This window comes from Lacipirellula sp., assembly GCF_965279485.1.
In the GTDB taxonomy this organism is placed as follows: Bacteria; Planctomycetota; Planctomycetia; order Pirellulales; family Lacipirellulaceae; genus Lacipirellula.
Genome location: NZ_CBDIIC010000002.1, coordinates 734,015 through 759,811, shown reverse-complemented (window position 1 = coordinate 759,811; position 25,797 = coordinate 734,015). Strand labels below are relative to the sequence as shown.

18 protein-coding genes are annotated in these 25,797 nt (G+C 60.8%); 10 read left to right on the top strand and 8 right to left on the bottom strand.

What is annotated here, in order from left to right:
• Positions 1–569: 569 nt before the first annotated feature.
• Entirely contained in the window at positions 570–1,397 is an 828-nt protein-coding gene (locus tag ACQY7R_RS10570) for an outer membrane protein (RefSeq protein ID WP_428305570.1), read from the top strand.
• 364 nt (positions 1,398–1,761) lie between these two features.
• On the opposite strand, the gene ACQY7R_RS10565 is transcribed toward ACQY7R_RS10570, so the two are convergent.
• The 5 genes from ACQY7R_RS10565 to ACQY7R_RS10545 form a co-directional block, all read right to left on the bottom strand.
• Complete coding sequence (locus tag ACQY7R_RS10565; RefSeq protein ID WP_428305569.1) at positions 1,762–3,405, bottom strand: protein kinase domain-containing protein; 1,644 nt, start codon at positions 3,403–3,405, stop codon at positions 1,762–1,764.
• Positions 3,406–3,479: 74 nt separating this feature from the next.
• On the bottom strand, positions 3,480–4,235 hold the full coding sequence (locus ACQY7R_RS10560) for a hypothetical protein (RefSeq protein WP_428305568.1): 756 nt from the start codon (positions 4,233–4,235) through the stop codon (positions 3,480–3,482).
• A 433-nt stretch (positions 4,236–4,668) separates the two neighbouring features.
• Complete coding sequence (locus tag ACQY7R_RS10555; RefSeq protein WP_428305567.1) at positions 4,669–5,286, bottom strand: PEP-CTERM sorting domain-containing protein; 618 nt, start codon at positions 5,284–5,286, stop codon at positions 4,669–4,671.
• Positions 5,287–5,468: 182 nt separating this feature from the next.
• Positions 5,469–5,792, bottom strand: coding sequence for a hypothetical protein (locus ACQY7R_RS10550; RefSeq protein WP_428305566.1), 324 nt, complete (start codon positions 5,790–5,792; stop codon positions 5,469–5,471).
• Between the two features lie 317 nt (positions 5,793–6,109).
• The gene (locus tag ACQY7R_RS10545; protein WP_428305565.1) at positions 6,110–7,282 is read right to left on the bottom strand and encodes a mandelate racemase/muconate lactonizing enzyme family protein; all 1,173 of its coding nucleotides are present in this window, start codon (positions 7,280–7,282) and stop codon (positions 6,110–6,112) included.
• A gap of 217 nt (positions 7,283–7,499) precedes the next feature.
• Between ACQY7R_RS10545 and ACQY7R_RS10540 the strand changes: the two genes are divergently transcribed.
• Entirely contained in the window at positions 7,500–8,258 is a 759-nt protein-coding gene (locus ACQY7R_RS10540; RefSeq protein ID WP_428305564.1) for a hypothetical protein, read from the top strand.
• A gap of 85 nt (positions 8,259–8,343) precedes the next feature.
• On the opposite strand, the gene ACQY7R_RS10535 is transcribed toward ACQY7R_RS10540, so the two are convergent.
• Complete coding sequence (locus ACQY7R_RS10535) at positions 8,344–9,855, bottom strand: carbohydrate porin (protein ID WP_428305563.1); 1,512 nt, start codon at positions 9,853–9,855, stop codon at positions 8,344–8,346.
• Between the two features lie 287 nt (positions 9,856–10,142).
• Here ACQY7R_RS10535 and guaD point away from each other — a divergent pair, with 287 nt between their 5' ends.
• The 5 genes from guaD to ACQY7R_RS10510 all read left to right on the top strand — a co-directional run bounded on the left by guaD (position 10,143) and on the right by ACQY7R_RS10510 (position 20,551).
• Entirely contained in the window at positions 10,143–11,558 is a 1,416-nt protein-coding gene (guaD, locus tag ACQY7R_RS10530) for a guanine deaminase (protein ID WP_428305562.1), read from the top strand.
• A gap of 33 nt (positions 11,559–11,591) precedes the next feature.
• Positions 11,592–12,236: an antibiotic biosynthesis monooxygenase gene (locus tag ACQY7R_RS10525; RefSeq protein ID WP_428305561.1), complete on the top strand. Its 645-nt coding sequence runs from the start codon at positions 11,592–11,594 to the stop codon at positions 12,234–12,236.
• A gap of 48 nt (positions 12,237–12,284) precedes the next feature.
• Positions 12,285–13,256 (top strand): NAD-dependent epimerase/dehydratase family protein, encoded by a 972-nt coding sequence (locus ACQY7R_RS10520; protein WP_428305560.1) that lies wholly within the window; start codon positions 12,285–12,287, stop codon positions 13,254–13,256.
• An 84-nt stretch (positions 13,257–13,340) separates the two neighbouring features.
• Positions 13,341–14,735 carry a flavin monoamine oxidase family protein gene (locus tag ACQY7R_RS10515; protein WP_428305559.1) on the top strand — a complete coding sequence of 465 codons (1,395 nt, stop codon included), beginning with the start codon at positions 13,341–13,343 and terminating at the stop codon, positions 14,733–14,735.
• Positions 14,736–15,280: 545 nt separating this feature from the next.
• Positions 15,281–20,551: an ELWxxDGT repeat protein gene (locus tag ACQY7R_RS10510; protein WP_428305558.1), complete on the top strand. Its 5,271-nt coding sequence runs from the start codon at positions 15,281–15,283 to the stop codon at positions 20,549–20,551.
• Between the two features lie 21 nt (positions 20,552–20,572).
• On the opposite strand, the gene ACQY7R_RS10505 is transcribed toward ACQY7R_RS10510, so the two are convergent.
• Positions 20,573–21,916 carry a BBP7 family outer membrane beta-barrel protein gene (locus tag ACQY7R_RS10505; RefSeq protein WP_428305557.1) on the bottom strand — a complete coding sequence of 448 codons (1,344 nt, stop codon included), beginning with the start codon at positions 21,914–21,916 and terminating at the stop codon, positions 20,573–20,575.
• 237 nt (positions 21,917–22,153) lie between these two features.
• Positions 22,154–23,197, bottom strand: coding sequence for a helix-turn-helix transcriptional regulator (locus tag ACQY7R_RS10500; RefSeq protein ID WP_428305556.1), 1,044 nt, complete (start codon positions 23,195–23,197; stop codon positions 22,154–22,156).
• Between the two features lie 236 nt (positions 23,198–23,433).
• Between ACQY7R_RS10500 and ACQY7R_RS10495 the strand changes: the two genes are divergently transcribed.
• The 3 genes from ACQY7R_RS10495 to ACQY7R_RS10485 all read left to right on the top strand — a co-directional run bounded on the left by ACQY7R_RS10495 (position 23,434) and on the right by ACQY7R_RS10485 (position 25,736).
• Entirely contained in the window at positions 23,434–23,931 is a 498-nt protein-coding gene (locus ACQY7R_RS10495) for a hypothetical protein (RefSeq protein ID WP_428305555.1), read from the top strand.
• A gap of 132 nt (positions 23,932–24,063) precedes the next feature.
• Positions 24,064–24,591, top strand: coding sequence for a DinB family protein (locus tag ACQY7R_RS10490; RefSeq protein ID WP_428305554.1), 528 nt, complete (start codon positions 24,064–24,066; stop codon positions 24,589–24,591).
• A 101-nt stretch (positions 24,592–24,692) separates the two neighbouring features.
• Positions 24,693–25,736 (top strand): sugar phosphate isomerase/epimerase family protein, encoded by a 1,044-nt coding sequence (locus ACQY7R_RS10485; protein ID WP_428305553.1) that lies wholly within the window; start codon positions 24,693–24,695, stop codon positions 25,734–25,736.
• Positions 25,737–25,797 lie beyond the last annotated feature (61 nt).

Genomic DNA, 25,797 nt, shown 5'->3' with positions numbered 1-25,797 from the left:
CAATCGCCCAAACGCCGTTTGGGGCTTCGTCCGAGTTTTGCGTTTTCCTGCCTCTATTGCGTCTACTCGGGTGTAGTTCCAAAAGACGCGAAAAGCACCACGCAAGCCCGAGCCCTTCTACAAAGCCAGCCACAAGGCTTGGTGCGTCCAGAAGGGCGGTAAGCAGCATCTCTCTTACTCGTGACGGATGCTGAGGCGAAGCGTCTCTATCGCCAGATTCTCGCTGCGTGGTGCAGCGAAGAGCTCATCTAGGAATTCAGGAAGCCGAACTGATCTGCGTCGGACGGGCCGAAGAAATACCATGAAGAGGTCGAAACAAGGGAGTGCTAGCTTCCGCAAGACTTAGGACATCCAATGCACCATCAACGGTTCTAGGGCTGCGCTACCTACGGCGGTGCGTACACTCGAGTGGTTCTACCTTGGCTCTGGGCGATTCAGGGAGTTCAATCCTAAAGGGTTGGCTGGGTGAACTAAACTCGGGTCGGGGGTTCCTCATTGGTGACGCAAAGGTCTGTCAGCCACTTAACCGATCTGCTTAGTAACAGACTGCTTCATGGATGGAGGGCTGTATGTTCCAACTGTTCAGACGCATTTTAAGTCCGGAACTTGCCGGCATCTTTATTCTCATCGGATCGTGTTCCCCGGTGCTAGCTCAGTGCGACGGCGTCGCGACGGGGCGCGGGATGTACGGTGGCGTTTTTGGCGGCGGCGGCTCGTCCAACGTCAATAGCATCGACCAAATGGGGACGGCCTATTTTACTGAGGCCGAGGGCGGCCCCTTGAGCGTCAACGCCGTCGGTAGTTCAGGTAACGACGGGGTAGGCATGGTCGGCTTGCAGATCGGCCATGAATGGGCGAGCAGCGCGCCGGAAGGGAGTTGGGGAGTGCTACCCGCCGTTGAACTCGAAGGCATGTATCTGAGCGGCACGCAAAACGGGCAACTCATTAATGACACCAACCGACTCCCCGAGCATGTTTTCGACGACTCGCTCCCGATGGACAACATCGCCCTGCTGGCGAATGGCGTGGTCAGTTTGCAGACGCCCCTGGTTAATTTGTATCCGTATCTCGGCGGCGGTCTGGGCATGACCAACGTGAAGATCGATGGCGCGAATTCGCTTCAGCTTGATCCGGCGGAGCCGGGCGTGAACCATTTCAACGCCAACCCGAATTCGTCCGCCGTGGGTCTGTCGGCGCAATTTAAGGCCGGTTTCCGTTTGAATCTGACCGAACGCTTGTACTTGTTTACCGAGTATCGCTACCTATACGTTCAGTCAACGACCCACACGTTCGGTTCCACGCAGTATCCCGGGCACCCTCCCACCTCCCCTTGGACGGTTCAGCTCAAAGACATGAACTATCACCTGGGGGTTGGCGGCATCGGATTTGATTTCTGATTTCTCTGCCCAGCAGGAATGGGCGTCAGCAAGTTCGCACTGCGTTGGGCGGCACAAGATGCCGAGCAGACCATCGCCGGGTTTGAGCCGAACAATTCGATGAATGGCGCGCGATGGGGATCTGCATACTACGCCCCCGCTGCAACGCGATGTTAGAGGCTGGCTCGGCAGCTTTCGCCCCGACCGTCGCCAGTGAGCATGGCGGGAGGCATTCCTCGCCAGGCGTTGTTTCCAATGGAAAGCGATTCCGATCTCTCGCCAACCATGCCAACTGCTGAGTTGTTCGGATACTTGGCGACGGTCGACGCTTAGCTGTGGGAGATCGCGACGGCGATTGTTCCCTTCGCGGCGGACATGAAGGCGTCTAATGCGCGCCCGCTGCTGAGCGAAGCTGAAGAGCCCGAAACAAGCTGATAAACCCGATCAGCAGAATCATCGCGACGATCCCGCCTAAGCAGAGCGCCGCAAGAAGATACGACATGGCTTCGCGATGCGCTGCTTGGATTGCCAACTCGGAATGCTCCTGCAGTCGATGAGAGAACGAAGCGAGTCCGTCCATGTACTCGTGCTTTTCGCTTAGATACTCTTCGCCATTCAATAGTTCCCAAGCCTGTGCCGCTTGATTTTGACGCACTAACGCAAAGGCTTGGTCTTCCAACTGCACCAGGGCGGCGTTGGCATCGCCGACTTCCGCCAACTCTGACTTCGTGCTGGGAACTAGTTCAATTGCTTGGGCAATCGCAGCGTCGAGTTCGGGTAAAACGCGCCGATAACGTTCTTCCCATCTTGGCTCGCCGGTAGCGGCAGCCAGCGAGCAAGAGTTGGTTAGGACTTCGTCCAGGAAGAGTATCTGGGCGCGTAAGTCTTGAACGCGCATTTCATGGTGTTGAATGGCTTCGATCACCTGGTAGTTGCGATAGGTCGTCCATGCCATCGCACCGGCCAATAGCGCCAGCATGACGACGCCGCCGACGGCAATCGTTGAGGGGAGCGGATTGCGTCGGGCCCAGCTGACGAGTTGCTCGAAGGGAGTGGCCGCGCGGGCTGTGATCGGCTCGCCTTTGAGGAAGCGGCGTAAATCGTCGGCCAACTCAGCGGCCGTCTGGTAACGATTGGCGGGCGACTTTTCGAGACACTTTAAGCAGATCGTTTCCAGGTCTCGCGAGCACGAGGGCCGCAGGCGTCGAATCGGTACGGGAACGCCGTTGATCACTAGTTGCAGCGATTCGGCGGTAGACGATCCTTCGAACGGCGTCTTCCCGGCCAGCAAACGATAGAGTATCGCTCCCAGGGCGTATACGTCGACTGCCGGCGTCGCCTCGCGCGTGTGGCCGCTGGCTTGCTCAGGCGACATGTAGCCGAGGCTGCCCATGACAGAGACGGTTCTCGTGTGGCTGTCGTCTTCGCCGACCTTCTTCGCTAGCCCGAAGTCCGTAATTTTCGGCTCGCCGTTTTCGTCGAACAGTACATTGCCTGGCTTGAGATCGCGGTGGATGACGCCCGCTTTATGCGCGTATTCCATCGCTTCGGCAAGTTTCGCCACTAATTCCGCGGACTCGCGCGGCGCTAGCGGCGACTCGTCGATGCGGTCTTCCAGACTTCCGCCGCCGCAGTACTCCAAGGCCAGGAACGGCAAGCCTTCGTCGGAGCCAACTTCGTAGATCTGGACGAAGGTGTGGTGCTTGAGCCGAGCCACCGACTCGGCCTCGATCTGAAAACGAGCGAGCTCGACGTCGCCGGCATGACCGCCGGCGAGAATCACCTTTAACGCGACGTTACGTTTCAGGCGGGGATCTTCCGCCTTATAGACGACGCCCATTCCGCCGCGGCCGATCTCAGCGAGAATTTCATAGGATGCAATTCGCTTCGGAATTCTGGCTTTCTTGCCGGGGCGATTCCCTGCCTCGGGACGATCTCCACGATTGCCAAGACCTTCTTCAGACGTATCTCCCGTCGTCGTGGACGTATCGTGCTGCCCGACGTAGTCCATCGTCACGTCAGGACGCACGGTTCGATTGCCTGGGTGTTCTTCGGGTGGCATTTAATCAACAGGCGGATGTTGGGACCGGAGTTCTCAATGCGCTACTGCCCAAGATGAGCGATCGCATCAAGGAATGGCGTGTCGGGAATTTGCAGCAGTCCCGTGAACGGGCTTTGCAACTCGAGGATCAGAAAGATCGCTCCCGCCACCGAGAGCGCGGCCAGCAGCAGCGCTGCCAGCGCTGTCCCGTTGCTGGGAGCGAACAGGCCGAAGCTCCCGAACAGTACGGCGATCCAGAACACCAAGATGCCTAGCATCGGCTTCGAAAGCGTCGTACCCGCTTGCTCGTATTGCAGCCAACGCATTTGCCCAATTTCCAAGCTCGTCGAAACGGCTTGAGCTTGCAGCGTCTTTTGCAAGTCGGTTTTCGGCGCCAGCGCCTGAATGGCGACTAGCAGCTCTTCCGTTCGCATCGCGCTCGGGTCGAGCTGAGCTTCGCCGGCGTACTGCTCAGGCCACATTTGGTGTGTGATCCGCTCCACAACGCCGCGGTAAAGCTGACGCACGGCGTTGGATTCGGGGCCGAAATTGGCAAGCAGCCGGTCGAGATAAACGGCCTTCGCAGCCAATTGCGTCACTCCGCTCGACTGCGTGTCGTACGAGTCCTTGGCGGAGGCAACGAGCAAGCCGAGGATTAACGCCGCCATCGTCGCCACAAACCCCATCGCCAGCTTCACCGTCTCCTTCGTCTCGGAGCTGAAGTGATGTTCCGGCAGCATACGCCTTAGGCGCATGCCGATCAGCGCCCCGGCGAAAACGCAAGCGAAAACGGTGAGCGAAGTGGCTACGGTACTCATGCGCCGAACGATGCCGCGGGTTTTGCTCTTAGTGAGCGAGCGGAAATGATCGCCAATGTACAAACTCAATCTTAACCATAAACGGCATAGCCATGGGAGTCGTCGCTCAGGCTTGTGCAGCCTTTCGGGGGAGGCGGGAGCAGCGTCAACCGCCGCAACAAGGCGCGGTCAGGCGCTTCACTCAGTGCAGCGGCCTCCACGGCTAATCCCTCAGCAGCGGGCGAGACGGGCTGCTTTCGGCCCCGAGTTGAGATGCAAAAAAAAGCGAGGCGTCGCTGCTCTGCGTGAACAGCGACGCCCCGTCCTTGCCCCAGCTGGAATTGAGAAGCACTAGACCTCTCGCGAGTGGACCTCCGCCTCTCTGCGTCGCTAGACCCGCCCAGTCAGTCTGGCGGAATCATTGTAGCAAGATGCCGCGAACAGGCGGCGGAGATTATTTGCGACGACGAGCGAACGCAGCGACTCCACCCACCGCGACCATCGCCACTCCGAGCGATGCGGGTTCGGGAACCGCTGTTGCCGTGAGCGGAAGAAAGGTCACCGTCGGTCCGTCGAGAGTACCGACTGGCGTTAGCCGCGAGAACAGGCTGACTATCATCGAGTCCGTCCAATCGACAATCATTAACGAGTGCGGGTCGGTGAGTATTACGTCCGGCGTCGTCGGTGGAATGGGCGCGGCGAATTGTATCGCCCAGCCGTGAGTAAAACCGTAGGAAGCGCTGCCCTTTAAGTCGTGCGACATGAAGTTTTGAATTGGGCTGCCTTCGAGATCGGCAATATCGAATGACGGAACTTCGAAATTCTCCGAAACGTTAACGAGGAAGAGATCCAGGCTTGAGAGCGTTGGGGCGCCAATCGGCGGGGACGTGATGGAAAACGTGCCTTCTATTCCTGCAGAGACGACGTGCCCTGAAAGACCGCTGCTGTAGGTGAAACTATTGGCAGGCGTGTCGGCGATGCGGAATTGAAACGTCATCGCGCCGGCGAGTGATGCCATCGAAAGGCTAACGGCGAAAGCGAGGATAGGTAACAACTTCATGAGACGCTCCATGGCATGCATTGACGGGAAGAGACCTATACCGGACAAGGCCGATTGCGTCTATGTATGTCACGATAGCATCTGATTGATTGCTTTTCTGTGGCCCAACGTCCGCCGATCACACGTATCCTTCAGCTAGCAAGCCGCTTAACGCGGCAACTCAAGCATCTGAGCTGAGGTAAATAAATGCGATTCTATCCCCGTACCGACTGAACGCAGCGGTCGACTACCCACTCAGGCAGATCGTGGAGTTCGCCAAATCGCTCCACCGATCCCTCGACCTCAGTCGCCGCGGCCGGAAGCAGGTCGCCCTTTACGAGCGGCCCTTCGCCGGGGTTGGCGTCGATGTAGATCACGGTTCGGCCGTCCGAATGGCGCCGCACGAGGACGTGCGACTCGACCACGCCGCCGTCGCGCTGCGTCGTCCACTCAGCCTCGCCGATCAGCGGCCACTCGTCTGGAGCGACCGCGATCTGCAGACCGCTGGCGAGGTTGATGGTGATTGCCGATGAAGCCATTCGACCCTCCTTGGAATTACGATCGCTGGGAGCGAAGCCTTGAATGCTGGCGTGCGATGCTCGCCGCCCTCCCCCGCCCTAATTATCTCGCATTTGCGGGCCAATGGGAACTATCGTCGGGGTCGGTGAATCGGCAACCTCAGCCTGGGTGCGGCCCACGTTTCGCTTTGCCAGCGAGCAAACGAACTGAAAATGCTGAGAACGCCGCCAGCAGCGTTGCCTTGGTGTGGTGCAACGGCGCGGCGATCAGAGTGTGGAGCGTTCTTTTCTCTGCTCGATTGAAAAGCACGGCGGTTTTCAGTGAACCCGGTCCGTGATCAACTCGCCCCCACGGGCTGACGCACGCCGAGCCGCTTCTCCCAACCCTTCACGCTAGTGTTTAAGTAGGATTCGGGGTCGTACGGATGCTCGCGCACCACGTCGAGGTTCAGATCGCAGCCGAGCCCCGGGCCGGTGGGCAGCGACAGGTGGCCGTTCGCGGGGTCGATCGTGGGGCGCCATGTGACCAAGTCGCGGGTCCATGGCTCATTGAAGGGGTCAAAGTGCTCCTGGATGAGGAAATTCGGTACGCAGGCGGCGAGTTGGAGGCAGGTGGCCGTCGCCACGGGACCGCCGCTTTGGTGAGGGGCAATCCAGGCGCCGTTGGCACGAGCGAGATTGGCCACCGCGATGGTGTTCGTGATGCCGCCGAGGGACATCGGCTCCGGCTGCCAGATGCTGACATAGCCGCCGCGCGCCAGCGTTTCGAACCGCCCAATCTTGTCGAACTGCTCGCCGGTCGCCACTAAGATCGGCGAGTGCATCGCCACTTCGTTCGTCATCTCCTCGCGCTCGGCGCTTGTCGGTTCCTCCCACCAGTAGAGGTTCAGGTCGGCTAGCCGCCGGGCAACGCGGACCGATTCGCTGGGCGTGAACCGGCAGTGGACGTCGATCAGAATTTTCAACTCCGCACCAAACCGCTCACGCAGCGCCGCGAGGATGTCGTATGACAGTTCCAGGTCGTCGTGACTGATGAAGTCCTTGGCCGTGCCGAAGGGATCGAGCTTTAGCGCCTTGAACCCCTTGGCGATGACGTTCTCGGCGATGGCGACAAATGCTTCCGGGGTTCGCTCCGTCCGATACCAACCGTTGGCGTAGCCGAGCACCGTTTCGCGTTGCTTCCCGCCGAGAAGCTGCCAGATGGGCGCACCGAGCGATTTCCCCAAGATGTCCCAACACGCCACCTCGATTGCAGCGGTGGCGAGTCGATGGATGTGGCCTGCATCCTGAATGGTTTCGAGCACGCGCTTCGCGACGGCATTGACGTTCCGCGGATCTTGTCCGACGGCGAAGTGGGCCAACTCATGCACTGCCGCTTCGGTGGTCTTCACGAAGCCGTTGATGGTCGCCTCGCCGATGCCATAGAGACCATCGTCGGTGCAGACTTTGACGAAAAGCCAGTTCTTCCAACCTGCGCTGACAGCGTAGGTTTCGATGTTCGTGATTTTCATGCGCGCGAATTTGGTAGACGGTGGAAGTGGCGATGAGATTTGCAATGCCCTGATTGCCAATCAAAGCTGGCGTGGCTTAATTGTAATACAATTAAGTTGGCGTGCGAGGGCTTCGGCGTGATCGAATGCTCTTTAGCTAGCACTACGTGATTTGCTACGCTCCCGCGGCGTTGCACGCCCCGTTTTTTACGCTCCCTTGCTTGTCTAGCTCGCGACGATGTTGCCGCTCAATCCACTCGCCCCCGTGACGGACTACCAGTCGATGCTCAACCGCATCTTTTGGTTCACGACGGCGGCTGCGCTGGCGTCGGTGTGGCTATTGCGGATGTATGTGCCGGCGGCTGATGCGCTACTCGCGAAGGTTGACGCGGCGTGGACCGTCGACAGCGGCAAGAATCTCTCGACGACGGCCGGGTATCTACTACCGGCATTGGCGGTTGGCATCGGCTTCCGCGTCTTCCGTATTCATGCGAAGGTTTCCGACTGGTTGGGGATCCGCGAGTGTTTTGACCTGGACGTGATCCTCGCCGACATGGCGGAGCAGTTGAACATTGACTTGGCGCAGTTCGATCGCACGTTGCTGCGACGAGCCCGGCATGGGCTGATGCGGAAGGCGTTCTATCCGTTTGTCAGCGGGTCGCAGGCGCCGATCGATCAGCAATTAATTTTGCAAGCGCTCGATGCGTGGTCGTGGTTTTGGGTTGGCGTCGAGGCGACGCTCGTGTTCGCGCTGGCGGCGTTTGGTTTGATCGCGTTTCATGTCTACGCGGTCGGTTTCCAGATTCTCGCCGCTTCGGCGGCGTTCGCCATGATCGGCTTGCCGGCGATTCGGAATCAGTGCCGGCGGTTTGCGATCGCGCAGGTGCGGGCGATTCTGGAAGAGTCGACGCGGTCGGCAACGGTTTACCACGCCTTTGCCGAGGCGTATGGGGCTTCGCAGAAGTACGGCGTTGATGAGCGGCGGCGTGCGGCGTAGGGATGCACTGCCCTGCTCTTCCGGTGAGTCGACTACGGGGCGTGCTCTACCGGCTTGGAGGCCGACCCCCCGGCAGAGCCGGGGGCTAGAACAGCACCGTGAGATAGATCGACGACGCGAAGGCTGGGGCGATGTCTTGGCGGGCGCCGGGATTCGGGATGTAGGTAAGCGTTGGTTGCAGGAACGCCGCCTTGGTGAGTGCCGCCTGATAGTACCCCGCGAACATCAGTTCATTATCGTTCAGCGGCGCCGGAGGATTGGGGCCCTGGTGCGTTGGGAAAAAGAACGATCCAGCCTGTGGATCGTCGTTCAAGAACGACCACGCCATGCCGACGCCTTGCGAGTCATTCGGCCGTGAGGGAACGAGGCCGAAGGCGGTCAAGCCGGCGCCGAAAAACTCGCGGACCCACGAGGCGTTCGAGTCGTTGGCGCCCAGCTGGACGAAGCCCGAAATCCCGTCGTGGTTAACGCCAGGGTTTTGAAACCAGAGGCGTTGCGAGGCGAACATGTAAATGCCGCTCTCGCCGTTGTCGACGCCGTGGTTCGGAAGCTTGAGCTCGCCCGTTTGATGCCAGACGCCGACGCCGAGTTTGCCCGGTTTTTCCTCTGCACCGGCGGCCCAAGTGCATCCGACTTCGCCGATGTGAAAATAGTAGCCAGTGAATTGTGGGCCGAGCAGTCCCGTGTGCTCGCCGCGAGCGCCATTACCGTCGTAGACGCCGTACGAGGCGTAGATGTTGTCCGCGGGAGCGAGCGTCGTGGTGAGGCCGGTCGCGGAGTCGTAGTAACCGGGCAGGCGACCATACATCGTCGGGTTGACGAAGATCGGCGTGTAGATAAGGCCCGTGACAGCGGGGATGTTGTAGGCGTCGTTGCCAACCGGCACGGCGCTGAGGACGTTGTTGAAATCGAACGATGGGACCGACTTGCCAAGGCGAGTGATCAGCAGGCCGTCGTACCACGACTGCCGCCACCAGAGTTGGTAGAGTTCGGACCGATCGAACGGCGGCGCGGCCTGGAGGCCGTCGAAGCCTTGCACCGTGCCGGCGAGGCTGTTGGTCGGTTGGCCGGTGTAGTTGAGGAACTGCGTGCCGAAGGAGGTTCCTTCCCAGCCCCAGCGTTTCTCGGCGTCGAGCGAAAGGTCGATGATCGTCAGGCTGTTGAGGCCCCAATCACCGCCTTCCAGGCCGCCGCTGAGGACCGCGCTCGCGTCGCCGATCCACAACCCGCCGAGGCGGAGGCCGCTTTCTTCGCTGACGCCGAGGAAGCGGCCGAGCGCGCCGGTGCCGACGACGATGTTCACGGCGGCCGGGTTGCCGGCCATGCCGAGCGAGCTGATGTGCTGCGGGCGGTTTTCGTCGTCGTTGCCGAGGTGGGCGTCGACTGTGGCGCTGGCGGCGTCTTCAGGCTTTTGCGCACTGTTCGCGCCAGGCCAGAGGCGGTCGTCAGTCGCTCCCCATCCCTCATGGTCGAGATACTCCTCGGCGGAGAGTGCGGAGCTCGGTTGCGTCGCCGCGACCAGGCGCCCTGCCGGCGCCGTCAGCGCAGCGCCAACCGCCAGCCAGTGTGCCGCGATGCTGACGATGCGTGGAATCATGGGCGGTTCGAGTCGTCCATTGAACGAGTTCGCTCGTTAATCCTCGGGGTCGTCCTGCAGATTGCGCCCTCATGAGCCGGCGCCGGGGTTTGCCGAATCTTCCAGATGTGCGGGCGAGCAATAACGAATCTCTGGTTCGGCCGCAAAGATTGCGGATTCAGAGATTACGCCAAAAAGCCGACTTCCCGACTGCATGCTAGCTTTAGTCGTGACTTCGCTCGCTGAATGCGAAGCTCCGTCAGCAGTTGCGCCGACGCTCTCCGTCCATTCCCTACCAAGGCCCAGCCATGTCTTCCTCCCTCTCGGCCGTCCGCGGCGCCTTTTTCGACTTCGTTGACGATCCGTGGAAGCACATCGGCAATGAGCAAGCTTCGGCGCGGTTCGTGAAGGACGGCCTGCTGGTCACCGAGAATGGACTCATCAAGGAGTTCGGCGCGTTCGACGAAGTCTCGAAGCGCTACGCCAATGTGCCGGTGACGCACATTAAGAATCGCCTGATCATGCCGGGCTTTATCGACGGGCATATTCACTTTCCGCAGACGCGCGTCCTTGGCGCTTATGGCGCCCAGTTGCTCGACTGGCTGCAGGAATCGATCTTCCCCGAGGAGCTGAAGTTCCGCGATCGCGACTATGCTCGCGGCGCTGCGAAGCAGTTTTTCGATGCACTCCTTGCCGGCGGCACGACGACCTGTCAGGCATTTACCACCAGCAGTCCGGTCTCGACCGAAGAATTCTTCGCCGAAGCCGAACGCCGCAACATGCGGACGATTGCCGGTCTGACGGGCATCGATCGCTTCGCTCCGGACGATTTCCTCATCGGACCTGATGAGTTCTATCGCGAGTCGAAGCGGTTGATTGAGCAGTACCATCGCAAGGGCCGTCATCTCTATGCGATCACGCCGCGGTTTGCCGTGGGGTGCACGAGCGAGCTGATGAATCGTTGCGCTCAACTGAAACGCGAGCACAACGACTGCTGGATCAACACGCACATTTCTGAGAATCCTTCAGAAGTCCGGACGGCGAAGATTCACTTCCCCGACTGCAACGACTACACCGAAGTCCATGAAAAGCACGGCCTGCTCGGACCGAAGTTCACTGCAGGCCATGGCGTGTGGCTGTCGAACGACGAGTTCCGCCGGTTCTCGAAAGCTGGCGCGGCGATTTCGTTCTGCCCGCTTTCGAACTTGTTTCTCGGCAGCGGTTTGTTCCGTTTGGGCCGCGCGCTCGATCCGGAACACCGCGTCCGCATCAGCCTCGGCTGCGACATGGGCGGCGGCAACGCCTTTAGCCTCATCCGCGTCATGGAAGAGGCGTACAAGGTCGGCATGTGCAACAACACGATGCTCGACGGCTCGGTCAATCCGCGCGAGCAAGACTCGGCCGAAGCGGAGCGGAACAAGCTGAGCGCGTACCGCGCGTTCTATCTGGCGACGCTCGGCGGCGCCGAGTCGTTGTACATCGACGACTTGCTTGGCAACTTCAACGTCGGCAAAGAAGCCGACTTCGTGGCGCTCGATTGGAACGGGGGCCAAGCGGCGATGGCCTGGCACCAGTCGCTCGTGACAGAAGGGACGCCGGCGACTATGGAAGAAGCTGCGAAGCTGCTGTTCGGCATCTTGGCGATTGGCGACGATCGCAACGTCGATGAAACGTGGATCGCGGGCAAACGGGCTTACTCAAAGTCGGGCGGCGCCGTCGCTTAACTTCGCCGCAATCGCACCACGAAGGAACGGAACATGGAAACCTGCGTTGCCAAATCGTCGGCAGCCATCGTGCAGCGGGTGCCGCCCGAGGCAACCGACAAGTTCAAGCAATGGCAGCGTGACGTTAGCACTGCGGCGCAGCATTTCTCTGGGTATGAGGGAACTGACCTCTATCCTCCGGCGAATGACGCCACGGGCGAGTGGGTGTCGGTGATCCACTTCGCCGATCAGCCTGCGTTGCAAGCGTGGATCAACTCGTCGGAGCGGGCGAAGTACGTCGCTCAGCTGCGCGAGACGGTCGGTGACTTTGAATTGAAGACGCTCGACGGCGGCTTCAGCGCTTGGTTCGCCTCGATGCAGGGGGATTTTGAGCCCGGCATTCCGCCGTGGAAGATGGCGACGACCGTGCTGTTTGGGCTTTACCCGACGGTGATGCTGCTGACGATTTTCGTTGGGCCGTTCACCTCGCGGATGGGGATGTCGGTAGCAATGCTGATCGGCAATGCGATGAGCGTGGCCCTGCTGCAGTGGGCGGTGGTGCCGGCGTTGACGCGGGTGCTCAAGCCGTGGCTGGAAGCGAACTCCCCGGCGAAGCAGGTCGTTTCGATTGCGGGCGTCGCGGGGTTGTTCGCGCTCCTCATCGGGATTGCATTCGCCTTCCGGCCAATCACAGGTTGAGCAGGGACTTGTCCGTCGTTTGTTTTGGCTAGCAGCTTGAGGGGACTGATGTCGATTTTGATTACTGGCGCCGAAGGTTTCTTGGGAACCCACTTGGCGAAGCTGTTGCACGAGTCGGGCGAATCAGTCGTTGGGCTCGACGTGATCGAGAGCCCCGTGACGCGGCCTTGGCCCGTTGTGGTGGGCGACGTCACCGACCGAGCATTCGTCGACCGGTTGTTCGCAGAGCACGACATGACGAGCCTCGTCCATGCAGGCGGCGTTTCCGGTCCGCACATCTGCAACAACTTCCCGGCAAAAGTGTTCGAGGTGAACGTTCTCGGCACGCTCAATTTGTTTGAAGTCGCTCGACTGCGCAAGCTGCCGGGCCGGATCGTGTTTCTGTCGTCGAGTTCCGTTTACGGCCAAGCGGCGGAAAAGGCTTCGTGCGAGACGCCGGTGGTCGAGGGCTTGCCGCTGCTCGCGAGCGAGCCCTACGGCGCCACGAAGGTGTCGTGCGAAGCGATGTTGCGGGCGTTCAACGCTCAAGAAGATATCGACGCCGTGTCGCTGCGGATCAGCATTGTCTACGGCGCGGGGCGGACGGCTTACTGCGGCATTAGCGAGATGTTCAAAGCGGCTTTGGCTGGGCAACCGATCGTACTCGATGCAGGTTGCGACGTGCCGCTGCCGTGGGTGTACGTCGATGACGTGTGCTTTGCCCTACAGCGAGCGTTGAGCGTGCCGCGCGAGCGCATCGGCGAGGTCGACACGCTGGCCTACAACGTCACGGGGCCCGGCTTCCCGACGTTCCGCGAAATTGCCGAGTTGGTGAAAGAGTATGTGCCGACGGCAACGATTCAGCCGACTAGCGATCCCGACAAGTACGCGATGAACGCGCGGAAGATGTCGCTCGTCGCCATCGAGCGAGATCTCGGCTGGAAGCCGCAGGTTGATATTCGCCAAGGGGTGAAGCTACTGTTCGAAAGTTTCGTCGGCGAGCACGAGCGAAAACAGTCGCTGGCAACGGCTGGAGCGTAGGACGTGATATTCCATTTTTGTGATGAGAAGAGAATCGCCCCGCGCTACTGAGGCGTTGCCGGGCCAACCGCGTGGAGAGTAGCCATGGATCGCTTTGTTTGTGATTGCGTCGTCATCGGCGCCGGTTACAGTGGCTTGGCCGCCGCGACTAGGCTGCGGGCGTTAGGCGTCAACGCGATTCTGATCGAGGCTCGCGATCGGGTGGGCGGTCGGACGCTCGAACTGCCCGTCGCCAAGATGCCGCGGCTCGAACTCGGCGGGCAGTACATCAACGATGCGCAAGTGCGCGTGAATCGCCTCGTTCGGGAGGTTGGTCTTCAGGCCGTGCCTGCCTGGACGGAGGGGGATTCATTCCTGTGCGTGGGCGATCGCGTGGCGCGGTACACCGGCACGCCAGCGAAGTGCCTCACCGAAAAGCTAAACTACCCGACCGAGGTCGGCGCCGAGATTGAACGGACGCTCGATGAATTGAATCGGCTGTTCCCGCTCGTTTCCGCGGCGGAGCCTTGGATTGGCGGCGACGCGGAGAATTGGGACTCCATCACCTTCCAGAGTTGGTTGGAAACGCGCGTGCAGTCCGATATGGGGCGTGAGTTCTTCAAGTTCCTCACGAATCAGGCGTACTCCACCGAGCCTGGCCAAGTCTCGCTGCTGCAGATGCTGTGGTTCATCCAAACCAGCCACGGTTTGCCGCCATGGGCGATTGGCGGAGCCCAAGCGAATCGAGTCGCCGGCGGGACGCAACTCGTGGCCCAGCGACTGGCTGAGCGGCTTGGCGACGCGCTTCATCTCAACCAGGCGGTTCAGGCCGTTGTGCAAACTGAAGCGGGCGTTTGCGTCGAGACTGGCGAACGCGATTACTTCGCACAGACTGCGATTATCTGTTTGCCGCCGCAACTCGTGCCGGGGTTGATCTTTAGCCCGGCGTTGCCGCCTGATCTCTACCGTGCGTTCGCTGCGATGCAGACGGGCAACACGATGAAAGTGCAGGCGGTGTACGATCGTCCCTTCTGGCGCGACAAGGGACTGTCGGGGAACGGCATCAGTTGGGATGGGCCGCAAACGTTCACCTACGACAATACGCTCGGGGATGGGCCGGGCGTGCTGCTCGGATTCTTGACGGCACGTCGTGCGACGGAAGCGTTGCGTTTACCGCTGCACGAGCGGAAGCAGGCGGTGCTTCAAGCGTGGGCCGATGTGTTCGGGCCAGAGGCGCTTGAGCCAATCGACTACATCGAGCACGATTGGACTGCCGACCAATTCACGCGCGGCGGCTACGGCTGCCACTTTCCACCCGGCGCGTGGTGTGAGTTTGGGGCTGCGTTCGGCGGCGAATCGATGCCACGATTCCAGAACGTGTGGTGGGCGGCGTCTGATCTAGCCAAAGACTGGAACGGCTACCTCGAAGGGGCGCTGTTCGCTGGCGAGCAGGCCGCGGAAGAAGTGGCGGCGTCGCTGACTTGCGCTGCGGTTGGCTAACGCGAACTTGGCTGGCGGCTGTTTTAGCCGCGGCTGGAGAGAATCTGAGTCTGGCTGACGACATGTGCCGCTTCCGCGAGCGGCTGCCTGCATTCTGACTTCCGGAGCGGCCGCGAGCCGAGTTCCCTCGCCGCCCCCTGTCCCGGGCTTTTTTTATGCACCGGGCGTGACGTTTTGGGCGGCTTTCGGCCTCACATTCTTGGAGACGCGCGCGGCGGTGTAACGCCGGTGGGCGGGGATCCATTTCCAGCGGAGTTACTCGTCCGGTGGAGGGAACCGTCGCCGCCGTTTTTCGGCTTTTTTCCACCTGTCCAACCCGTGCGATCTGCACAACGGGACATTTTGGGCGTCTGGGAAACGAGTTCGGACGCTGGAGCACGCCGATTTGTTGTGGCCTCGGAAATCCGTACTTAGGATGGAAATTGGCTCGCGGGCAATTGACGGGTTTGGCCAGCGGGAAAAAATCTCCCATCGCTCGTCTCGTAGATCCGGAACAGGCATCGACGAACTTCCTCGCTAGGGCGGGGGCATCGACTCAGGCAACTATGAAGAAGCACCGATCGCAGATCAGCCGCCGCGAGCGCCGGCGTCGCCAAGCTCAATCTCTTCGTCAGCAAGGCGTTCGCGCGTTGGGGCTTGAGTCGCTCGAATCTCGCTACGCGCTGTCGAGCGTGCCGATTCTGGTCGATCTCAACCTCACAGGGGCGTCGACGCCAACAGACTTCACTCAAGTCGGCGGCGTGACGTACTTCGCTGCGAACAATGGAGTGAATGGTCGGGAGCTCTGGAAGACCGACGGTACGCCGCAAGGGACGTCGATGGTCGTCGACATCCGCGCCGGCGCGGGATCGTCGGAGCCTTCGAGCCTCGTGAACGTCGGCGGCGTACTGTACTTCGCGGCGAACGACGGCGCCAATGGCGTCGAACTGTGGCGCACCGACGGGACCGTCGCGGGGACGCAGATGGTGAAGGATATCTTCACCGGAACGTACGCGGCGAACTATCAGGCGATTCCCAATTCGTCGCTGCCGACGCAGTTGACGAACGTCGGCGGGAAGCTGTTCTTCACCGCGCGCAACGGCGTCTCCGGCATCGAGCTATGGACCTCCGACGGAACGGCGGCCGGCACGACGATGGTGCGCAATATTCATGCAGACGGTGGAGGAACTCCTTCGTCATCCAATCCGTTGCAACTCACCAACTACAACAGCCAACTATTCTTCACCGCCGACGACGGCGTGAATGGTCGCGAGTTGTGGAAGTCGGACGGGACCGAGGCGGGCACCGTCTTGGTCAAAGACATTCGCGTCGGCACCTACGAGTACACGCCGAGCGGCGGCGGTTCTGCGCAGACCCGCCCTGCGCCTTCGAATCCCGGCCTGCTGCACGTGATGAACGGCACGCTCTACTTCGTGGCCAACGACGGCACGCATGGCGCCGAGCTCTGGAAAAGCGACGGCACTGCCGCTGGCACGTCGCTGGTGAAGGATATTCGCTCGGGAGCAGATAGTCCGTTCACGACTTCGAGCGTGATGGAAGTCGTCGGCAATCTGCTGATGTTTACCGCCAACGACGGCACGCATGGCGACGAGTTGTGGAAGAGCGACGGCACTGAAGCTGGCACGACGCTGGTAAAGGACATTACGCCCGGCGCCACGGGGTACCTTTCCGCGTTCGCTGGGTTCGAGGTGATCGACGGTGTTCTCTATTTCGCCGCCGATAATACCGTGAACGGCAAGGAGCTCTGGAAGTCTGACGGCACCGAGGCGGGAACGGTGATGATCGCCGACGTGTTCCCCGGCACTGCCGCGAACTCGAGCTTTCCGATTTACATGACGCAGGCGAACGGCACGCTGTATTTCTCGGCGTTCACGTCGGCGGCTGGTCGTGAATTGTGGCAGTATACACCGGCTGGAGGTGCGAAGATCGTTGCCGACGTCGTCACTGGCGTCGATTCATTCGATCCGAATCAACTCGTCGCAATCAACGGCAAGCTGTTCTTCTCGGGATTGGTCAACAGCGGCCGCGAACTATTTACGCTGGTCGATGCGGAGCAGTATCAGCTTTCGATTTACGTCGACGGCGTTGCTGTGACAATCCCGTCGACGATCGGCATCAAAAGTAACGGCGTCACTACCAGCAGCTTCACGTCATCGCAGGGCGGGAAGATCAACTACACCGGAGGCGCCGGGACGACGCTGGGGCAATTTTTCGACATTTGGCGGACCGATGCTGGCCTCGCGGGAAACAACGCTAATGCGGTTTTCAGCGCGACGCAAATCCTCGGCAACGTCGCGACTTCGCAGAAGACGGTGCAGATGTTCGTCAACGGCCAGGTAGTGCGCGACTTCGCAAGCTACCAGGTCCAAGCGGGCGACGACGTCGTTATCATCTACGGTTCAAATCCGGTCGTTTCGCTGAATACGACGTACGGTTCGATTTTGATCGAGTTGTACGAGACCGATACGCCGATTACCGTTGCGAACTTCCTCAACTACATCAAAGACGGCGACTACCTCAATTCGCTGTTCCACCGGGTCGATAGCGACTTCGTGATTCAGGGCGGCGGGTACAAGACGTCTTCAACGACGTACTCGGGCTCCGGAACTTCGCAGTTCACTGAGATTCCGACCGATCCGCAGATTCAGAATGAGTTCAAGCTGTCGAACGTGCGCGGCACGATCGCGATGGCGAAGCTTGGCGGGCAGGTTAACAGCGCGACGAGCCAGTTCTTCGTCAACTTGAGCGACTCGAACAGCTTTCTCGATCTACCGGCAAACAACTCGTTCACCGTCTTCGGCAAGATTTTGTCGATGGCGACCGTCGACGCGATCGCGAGCTTGCCAATCAATACGAGCAATGCGTCGCCATTTGGCGAATTGCCGGTCGGCGCCGACGGGAAACTGGCAGTGGTGCAGTCGATCGAAGGGCTCGGCGACGTCTCTGGCGTGCGGTTCGTCGATCTCAACGGTAACGGAACGCAAGATTCCGGCGAAGAGGGCTTGGCCGGCGCGGTGATTTACGTTGACGCCAACAACAACGGCGTACAGGACAGTAACGAAGTGTTCACTGTCACCGACGACGACGGCAAGTATCGCCTGCAGCTTGAACCGGGAACGTACACGATCCGCATGGTCGTGTCGGCGCAGGGGACGCAGACGTCGCCGGCGGCAGGCGCTGCTCATACAGTAACGGTTGAAATCGGCGTCGATCTCAACAACCGCAACTTCGGCGAGTCGATTATCCTGGCGCCCACCGGCGTGACGCTTGCAGCGCCCAGCGACACGGGTAGCTCCGACAGCGACCGTATTACGACGCTCAACAACTCGGCCGGACGCCAACTGACGTTCGTCGTTAGCGGCGTCGCTCCTGGCGGCGAAGTGCGGCTGTACGCCGGCGATACGCTGATCGGCTCTGCGGTGTCGACGGGATCGACGGTAACGATCGTCACCAACGGAACCGTTACGCTGACGGATGGCGTGCACGAAATCTCTGCTCGGCAGACCCTAAGCGGCTCTGAGAGCTCCGCCAGCAGTCCGCTCTCGGTCACGATCGATACGACGGCGCCGGCTCCGATCTCGACGACGCCTGGAGCCACGGTCGCCTTCGGCGATACATACGAATACGACCCGGCAAGCACCAGCGAAGGGCTTACCGGCGTCACCTATTCGTTGCTCAACGCTCCCACGGGAATGACGATCAATGCGGCGACTGGTGCGATCCAGTGGACGCCGACGGCTCAGCAGGCAATGACGCACCAATTCGTGATCCGCTTGAGTGATGTCGCGGGCAATGCGGCGCTGCAGACTGTCGTGCTCACGGTGACGGGCGATATCGTCGTGATGCCCGACAACTATACGGTCGCTGAGGATGGAACGCTGACCGTTCCGGCGGCAACCGGCGTTCTCGACAACGATGGCAGCGGCGAGACGTTGACGGCTGTCTTGGTGACCGAGCCAGCCAACGGGACGTTGACGCTCAACGCAGACGGCTCGTTCACCTACACGCCCGATGCCGATTTCTTCGGGACCGACACGTTCACCTACAAAGCGAAAAACGGAGCCATCGAAGGCAACGTGGCGACGGTAACCATTAACGTCACTGCCGTGTCGGATCCGCCTGTCGGAGTCGCAGACAACTATACGACCAATGAAGATACGCCGTTGACCGTTCCGGTCGCGGACGGCGTGTTGAAAAATGACAGCGATCCGGACGATGAGACCCTCACCGTCACTGTCAATACGGCCCCGGCGCATGGCACGCTGGCGCTCAATCCGGACGGTTCATTCGTCTACACCCCGGCGGGGAACTACAACGGAACCGACACCTTCACCTATCGTATCTCCGACGGCACGAACACTTCGGATCCGATTACGGTTACGATCAACGTCACGGCAGTGAACGACTCGCCCGTTGGGGTCGCGGATCAGTACACGGTGAACGAAGAGACGACGCTTACCGTGAACGTCGCTGACGGCGTGCTGAAGAACGATTCCGATCCCGAAGGGGACGCCATGACCGTTGTCGTGGCGGAGAATCCGTCGTCGGGCACGTTGACGCTCAATGCCAACGGATCGTTCACTTACGTGCCGGCGGCGAACTTTCAGGGAACAGTAACGTTTAAATATCGCGTTAAAGACGCCACTGGCCAGTCTGAGCCGGTGACGGTGACGATCAATGTCGTCAATACGAACGACGCGCCGACGGCAACTGCTGACGCCAAAACGGTGGCTAACGATGGAACGACTCAAACCGTCGACGTTCTGGCCAATGACACTGATCCCGACGGCGACGACTTGAAGGTCACCGCGGTGACGCAGGGCTCTCAAGGTGGCGTGGTTGCGATCGGCACGAACGGGGCAAACGTCACCTACAAACCGGCCAGCGGTTTCACCGGGACGGAGACTTTCACCTACACGATCACCGACGAAGGCGGCGCGACGAAGACAGCTACCGTGACGATGACGGTCACCGCTTCCACGTCGACGGGCGTCATTTCTGGATTCGTCTACTTCGACGCCGACAATGACGGCGTCAAAGACACGGGCGAAACGGGCGTCCCCGGCGTGCTCATCACGCTCACCAGCACCAGCACCGGCACCAACATCACCCGCACGGCGATCACGAAAAACGATGGCAGCTACTCGTTCACCGCGTTGCCTGCCGGAACCTACAAGGTCGTTGAATCGCAGCCGGCGGCGATGAACGACGGCATTGAGAAGAGCGCTGATACGGGAGCGACGATCACGAACGACTCGATCGCGAACATCGTGCTGACTGCCGCTGAAACGGCCGCTAACAACAATTTTGGCGAGCGATTGCTGAAGTCGGAGCATACCTCGATCCGCTGGTTCTTCGCTTCCAGCTATGCAACCAACGACTACTTCCGCCAAGTGATCGCGCGAGGCGAAGATGCGGCAGGCAACGGCGAACTTGCCACGGCCATCCGCAACGGCGACACGACGTTTACGCCTAGCAGCGCGAGTGCGGCTACTCTGACTTCGGCGTCTCTGCTCGCCGAGGAAGAGGCGGCGAACGTTGCTGAGGATAGTAGCTCGGATGAGTCGCTCGCGGGGCTCGCCTTCGCGTCGCTAGTCGGCGCGGATGAAGACGGCGACGAAAGCGATGTCGTCGCGGAACGGACGTTGGATGAGTCGGCGGCTGACGATTCGAGCAGCGACGAATTGCCACTGTCGTTGCATGAGGAAGGCGCGACGAGCGGAGATCTTATCGACGCGGCCAATGAGTCGACGGACGGCGAGATTGACGCGATCGACGCAGCGTTTGCCGAGTTGCAAAGCGGGCTCGCGGCTTAAGGTCGCAAGCGACTGTTCGACTTAGAAGCGAGACTCAAGCCCGACGCTAATTCCCTGCGTCCAGAAGCTCGACTTCTCGCCGGGGAACGCCGGTCGGGCTAAACCGCTCAGGTTGCCGGGCGGGATTTGCGAAACATTGACCGCGAGGTCAATCTGTTCGCCGGCGCGTTCGACGTGGCTCAGCAAGAACCAGGTGTAGCCGATCGTAAACGACGTGCTGCTCGTCAGCTTGCGGCGCGCTCGGAGTCCGAACTCCCACGCGGAACTGACGTACCCTTCGCGATGAATGCCGAGGTTGGTCGTCTGCGTGAGCAGGCCGCCGGGGTTCGTCGTGGTCACGTTGTTGAGCGTTGTGGCCGTCTCGCCGGTGATATTGGTGCTGCTGGCCACGCCGCCGATCGATCCTTTGCCGTAGACGTCGCCGGTCCAATTCTCGTTTAGCTGCTCGTGCGCCGCGAGCCCGAGGAGCGCTCCGTGGAACGCGTTGGACGAGTCAAAGGCGTCGTACAGGTTGATCGCCGTTCCTTGCGTGACGCCGGAAAGCGACAGCGTCGAATCGCGGATGGTGATGTTCTCATCGAGCTGCGCGAACTGGTATCCGAACAGCCAATCAATTTTGTAACGGCCCGAGTTAATCGCCCGGCGGCGGTATTCGACTGACGCGGCGTGAAAGTTCATTTGCGAGGCGATATCGACCGTGCCTGTCACTAGATTCGGGTAAGCGATGAGCCGCGCGTCGCCCGCTTCGTCTTCCACGTTGTAGAATGGGCGCGCAATGATGCCGTTCTGCGCCGGATCGACATGGTAGCCGGACGACCCCTCGCCAATGAAGAAGTACGTTGCAGCGATCGAGTCGAGTTGTTCCGAGTCGAGCCAGTAGCCAAATTCAAACCGGGCGCCGGAGCGAACGTCGCCGTTGAAGTGCGATTCGCCTTTGAGAAGCGTTGTCGACGAGCCGTCCAAGACGCCCGCTTGGCCGGACGCAGTCCCAATCGGGCTAGTACTGACCAGGGCCGGGAAGTACATCCCCTGCGTCCCCCACAGCAAGTACTCCGCGGTGAACCAGAAGCGCGAGTTCATCGGCGCGAGGTTGCAGCCGTCGGCGCACTCAGGCGATTCCGAGAATTCCTGAACGAGCGTTTCATCGTAGTAATCCGTTGGCTCCATCGCCTCGCCCGCGAGAGGCGTTGCGTTGCTCGTAGTTTCCAATGGTGCTTCGAGCGGCGCCTCGAGTGAGAGCGTTTGAACCGTCTCTTGGTCGTCGGCGTCGATCGGCACGTCGCTGCCGTACGCGCGGCCGCCGATGGCGGTCGCCGCGAGGGCGAGCATCAGCAGGCGGATTATCGGCGGCGAAAGTCGCGACATGCCGTTGCGTGGAGAAGAGGGATCGGACCGAGACCGTCGGCGAAGGAGGCTTCGCCCCGATCATTATCGAGCGTTCGGATCGCAATCATTAAACTTTATGCAGTCGAAGCAGTTTGCCCGACAGGAAAATTCGCATTCGCGAACGCGGCAAGTGCTAGCGTTGCCGGCGCGTCGGCAAAATTGCCTCCGGGAGCGGCCGGCTAAGAACGCCGACGGCGCTCCATGGCGGCCGGCCGCTCACTCGGCGGGGGCGTCGCTCGAAGTGGCCGCTGATTGCCGCAGCGAGATGGGGGGCACGCCGAAGCGGCGCTTGAACGCGCTGCTGAAGGCCGACACCGACTCGTAGCCGACCTGAGCGGCAATTCGCTTCACCGGGGTATCAGTCAGTTCGAGCAGTTCCGCGGCCTTCTGCATACGGATTTCGGTGACGTACTGCAGCGGCGGTTGGCCTACCACGGTGCGGAATCGATCGGCGAACGCGGAGCGCGAGAGGCCCGATTCGCGGGCCAGCGAATGGACGGTCCAATCGCGGTGTGGTGAGGCGTGTACCAGTCGCATCACCGGACCGAGACAAGCGTCGAACGTTGCCTGATAGGCGCCCTTCGACGCTGGCGCTTGAGCGGTTTCGAGACTGTTGCTGGAAGCGAGGTAGTCCCGCAAGAGGTCGACTAACAGTGACTGCAGGAAACGGCTCGCGACTGCAATGTTGCCCGGGGCGTTCGACGTCGCCAGGGTCGACAGCCAACTCAGCAATCCCGAGTCGCGAAGTGGTCCGGGCGAATTGCGACCGGCCGATGAAACGCAAGGCGGCAGCAAACCGGCGAGCGGCAGTCCGACGGCACTAGCGTCGAAACGAGCGAAGAGCAGCGCTGGCCACGCTGCATGGTGTTCGTAGGTTGGGCCGGTGGTTGCCAGCGAAGCCCGCAACGACCCACTCGCCGACAAGAGAACAAGTTCGCCTGGCTTGAGTTGTAGTCGAGAATCCCCCGCGGATTCGACGTCGACCGAGCCGCTCATGACAAGCGCGATTGCCGTTGCGCCAGCATCGACCAGCACGACTGATTCCGGCAACAGCGTCGTCGTTTCGCAACGCCAGCCTGGGAAATGGAGCCTTGCCAAGAACTCGCTGAGCGGGTCGCCGCCGCCAGCACCGCGACACGGCGCTAAATGAGCTGCGGAAGACCGCAGGGGCGGATCAAGCGCAGCCGGAGCGTGTAGCCGGAAAGGCGTCGACGGGTTGGCGCCTTGCGGCTCGGCGAATGTGGTTTGGGCGCGACTCACTATCTAGCAAGATCGAAAAACGAGGTCTGCGCAACGCTGCAAGCGTGGAAATAATTAGAAGTAACTCCGCCAACAGACTCTTGGCGTCGGGGATTACTGAATTGTCAGCGAATTCGACGGATGCGACGAAATTTCGGATTGCCCGATATGCGGTCTGCGATCGATCTCGACCGATAGTTAGCCGAGGAATCTTATCTTTTGCACTCTGTTCTGGTTTTTTCTTGGGAGGGCTCGTCATGGCTGGGCTCGGCAGCGTCGGCTCGACGCCGAATCTATTCTCGTACCTAAAAACCTCGTCAGAGGGGACTGCTGAGAGCGCACTGCCCGAGATGCCGACGGTGGATGTAGAGTCGTTGCGTCAAGGGGCGCTGGAAGACCGCCTCGATCAGGCGCTCTCTGCGGCGGGCGTCGACGAAAAGACCGCCGACGCTCTGAAGAGCGATTTGCAAGAAGCGTTCGACAAAGCCAAATCGGAGGGGAAGCTATCGGATCCGGAGTCGATGAAGTCGACGATCGACGCGATCTTCGCCGAGCACGGGCTCGATGCGAAAGAGATTCTGGGCGGTAAGTTCGGGCCACAGGCTCTGAACGAGGCCGTCGGCCCGAAGGAAGGCGAAGATAGTCGTAAGACGCTGCTCGATCTGCTCAACCGGATGGCAAAAGAGGGAAGTAGCTCCGCCGACCTCTCGGAGCTGCTGCTCGATGCGGTCAAGGGATTCGACCAAACGGCTTGAGTTTGAATTACGTCTTGCTGCTCCACTCAGCCGTCCCGACCGCGACCTGATTTCAAAGGAGGCTTGCCGTCGCGACGTTAGCCGCGGAGAATCGGGGATTCAACGCATGGCAGACAACTGGAGAGCTGAATCGTGACGACCGCAATCGGAAACATCATCGCCGACTCGCTGCAACTGGGCCTAAGCAAAACGAAAGGCCTGCTCGTCGGCGTCACGGAGGAGATGTTCGCACGACTGGCATCCCCAGGCGGCGTGGTAGTCAAGTCGAACCACGCTTCGTTCGTGCTCGGGCATCTGGCGATCTACCCGGCGCGGATTGTCGAACAGTTGGGCGGCGATGCGACGGCGTTGAAATTGCCGGAGAGCTTTGTCGAGGCCTACTCGCCGACGGCGAAATGCCTCGACGATCCTGAGGGGACGATCTACCCGCCGATGCAAGAAGTCGTCGATCGCTTCTTCGCCGGCTACGAGGCGGCGCTCGTGCAGTTTCGCCGGAGCGACGACGAACTCTTTCTGCGGCCGAACCCCACGGGCGGTCGGTCGACGGAACTCTTTCCGACCATCGGGTCGATGCACGCATTCTACGCGGGCGGCCACATGATGCTGCACTTGGGGCAGCTGAGCGCGTGGCGGCGGATGTCGGGACTGGGCGAAGCTTGATTCAGCGTTCAATTTTGCTGGCAATCGGCATGCGAATCGGTTACGTTCGGGCCTGACTTTTCCGCAATCAGGCCAATCAGGGGCGTTCCGTCGTAAGCTCGATGACCGTCAGTTGGAAGCTTCACAATGCGATGGGCCCGGGTCTCGTCGGCAAAGAGCCAGGGACCGATCACCCGCCGATTTCGCTGGAGCGGATGCTCGATCTCACTCGCGGCGCTGCGGCGGGGACTCGTCGCTTCGACGGGGTCGATCTCTCGCTCTACGCGCCGCACGTCGACATGGATGCCGACGACGGCGCATTTCAGGCGCTGGTCGACGCCCTAAAGTCACGCGGGCTGGTTTGCGGATCGGTGGTCGCACCGGTCTGGGGCGATCTCGGCGGTGGCAGTGCGATGGGCGATGCCGAGCAGCGCAAACGCTTTCTAGCTGCGGTTGAAAAGTCGTGTCGGTACGCAAGTCGCCTGCGTGAGGCGGGCGTGCGGCCGTACGGCGCCGTGCGGATCGACTCGGCAGACAATCCCACGCGCTGGGCGGAGAGCCCGCGCGAGAATTCACGGCGGATTGCTGATACATTTCGCGAAGCGGGCCGGATTGCCGACGGCTGCGGCGAGGTCCTCGCGGCCGAGGGCGAAATCTGCTGGGCGGGGATGCACTCGTGGCGTCACATGGCCGAACTGCTCGAGGCGATCGATCGGCCGGGGCTCGTTGGGTTTCAAGCCGACCTGGCCCACACCTACCTCTACATGCTCGGCTACAACGCGCCTGAGCACCGCCTGCTGAATCGGGATTACTCAGTCGACGAATTCTGGGAAGCCTATGGCGCCATGACGCGAGCGCTGGGCCCTTGGACGCTCGACGTGCATGTCGCGCAAAGTGATGGGACGGTGTTCGGCAGCGGCGCTCACGACAAGACGGGCCGGCATTGCCGCGCCGATGATCCGCGCGGCAAGCTGAACGTCGCGAAGTGCGCGCGGTACTGGCTGCTTGATGGCGACGGCGTGCCACGCCCCGCGATCAAGCATATCTGTTGGGATGGATGCATGATTTCTAACGAGGTGCTCGAAGCGCCCGCGACTTGGGACAAGATTCTAGCGCTGATGGTCGAGGCTTCCGACAGCACGGCTGCCGTGGCAAAACGAGGCTAGGCCCGACTGGCCGGTTCGCCGCGACCCACTTATCTACACTCTTGTGAGTTCCCAATTGCGG

Coding starts and splice junctions, on each gene's coding strand:
- ACQY7R_RS10570 (WP_428305570.1), top strand. CDS start 570: ATGTTCCAACTGTTCAGACGCATTTTAAGTCCGGAACTTGCCGGCATC.
- ACQY7R_RS10560 (WP_428305568.1), bottom strand. CDS start 4,235: ATGAGTACCGTAGCCACTTCGCTCACCGTTTTCGCTTGCGTTTTCGCC.
- ACQY7R_RS10555 (WP_428305567.1), bottom strand. CDS start 5,286: ATGGAGCGTCTCATGAAGTTGTTACCTATCCTCGCTTTCGCCGTTAGC.
- ACQY7R_RS10550 (WP_428305566.1), bottom strand. CDS start 5,792: ATGGCTTCATCGGCAATCACCATCAACCTCGCCAGCGGTCTGCAGATC.
- ACQY7R_RS10545 (WP_428305565.1), bottom strand. CDS start 7,282: ATGAAAATCACGAACATCGAAACCTACGCTGTCAGCGCAGGTTGGAAG.
- ACQY7R_RS10540 (WP_428305564.1), top strand. CDS start 7,500: ATGTTGCCGCTCAATCCACTCGCCCCCGTGACGGACTACCAGTCGATG.
- ACQY7R_RS10535 (WP_428305563.1), bottom strand. CDS start 9,855: ATGATTCCACGCATCGTCAGCATCGCGGCACACTGGCTGGCGGTTGGC.
- guaD (WP_428305562.1), top strand. CDS start 10,143: ATGTCTTCCTCCCTCTCGGCCGTCCGCGGCGCCTTTTTCGACTTCGTT.
- ACQY7R_RS10525 (WP_428305561.1), top strand. CDS start 11,592: ATGGAAACCTGCGTTGCCAAATCGTCGGCAGCCATCGTGCAGCGGGTG.
- ACQY7R_RS10520 (WP_428305560.1), top strand. CDS start 12,285: ATGTCGATTTTGATTACTGGCGCCGAAGGTTTCTTGGGAACCCACTTG.
- ACQY7R_RS10515 (WP_428305559.1), top strand. CDS start 13,341: ATGGATCGCTTTGTTTGTGATTGCGTCGTCATCGGCGCCGGTTACAGT.
- ACQY7R_RS10510 (WP_428305558.1), top strand. CDS start 15,281: ATGAAGAAGCACCGATCGCAGATCAGCCGCCGCGAGCGCCGGCGTCGC.
- ACQY7R_RS10505 (WP_428305557.1), bottom strand. CDS start 21,916: ATGTCGCGACTTTCGCCGCCGATAATCCGCCTGCTGATGCTCGCCCTC.
- ACQY7R_RS10495 (WP_428305555.1), top strand. CDS start 23,434: ATGGCTGGGCTCGGCAGCGTCGGCTCGACGCCGAATCTATTCTCGTAC.
- ACQY7R_RS10485 (WP_428305553.1), top strand. CDS start 24,693: ATGACCGTCAGTTGGAAGCTTCACAATGCGATGGGCCCGGGTCTCGTC.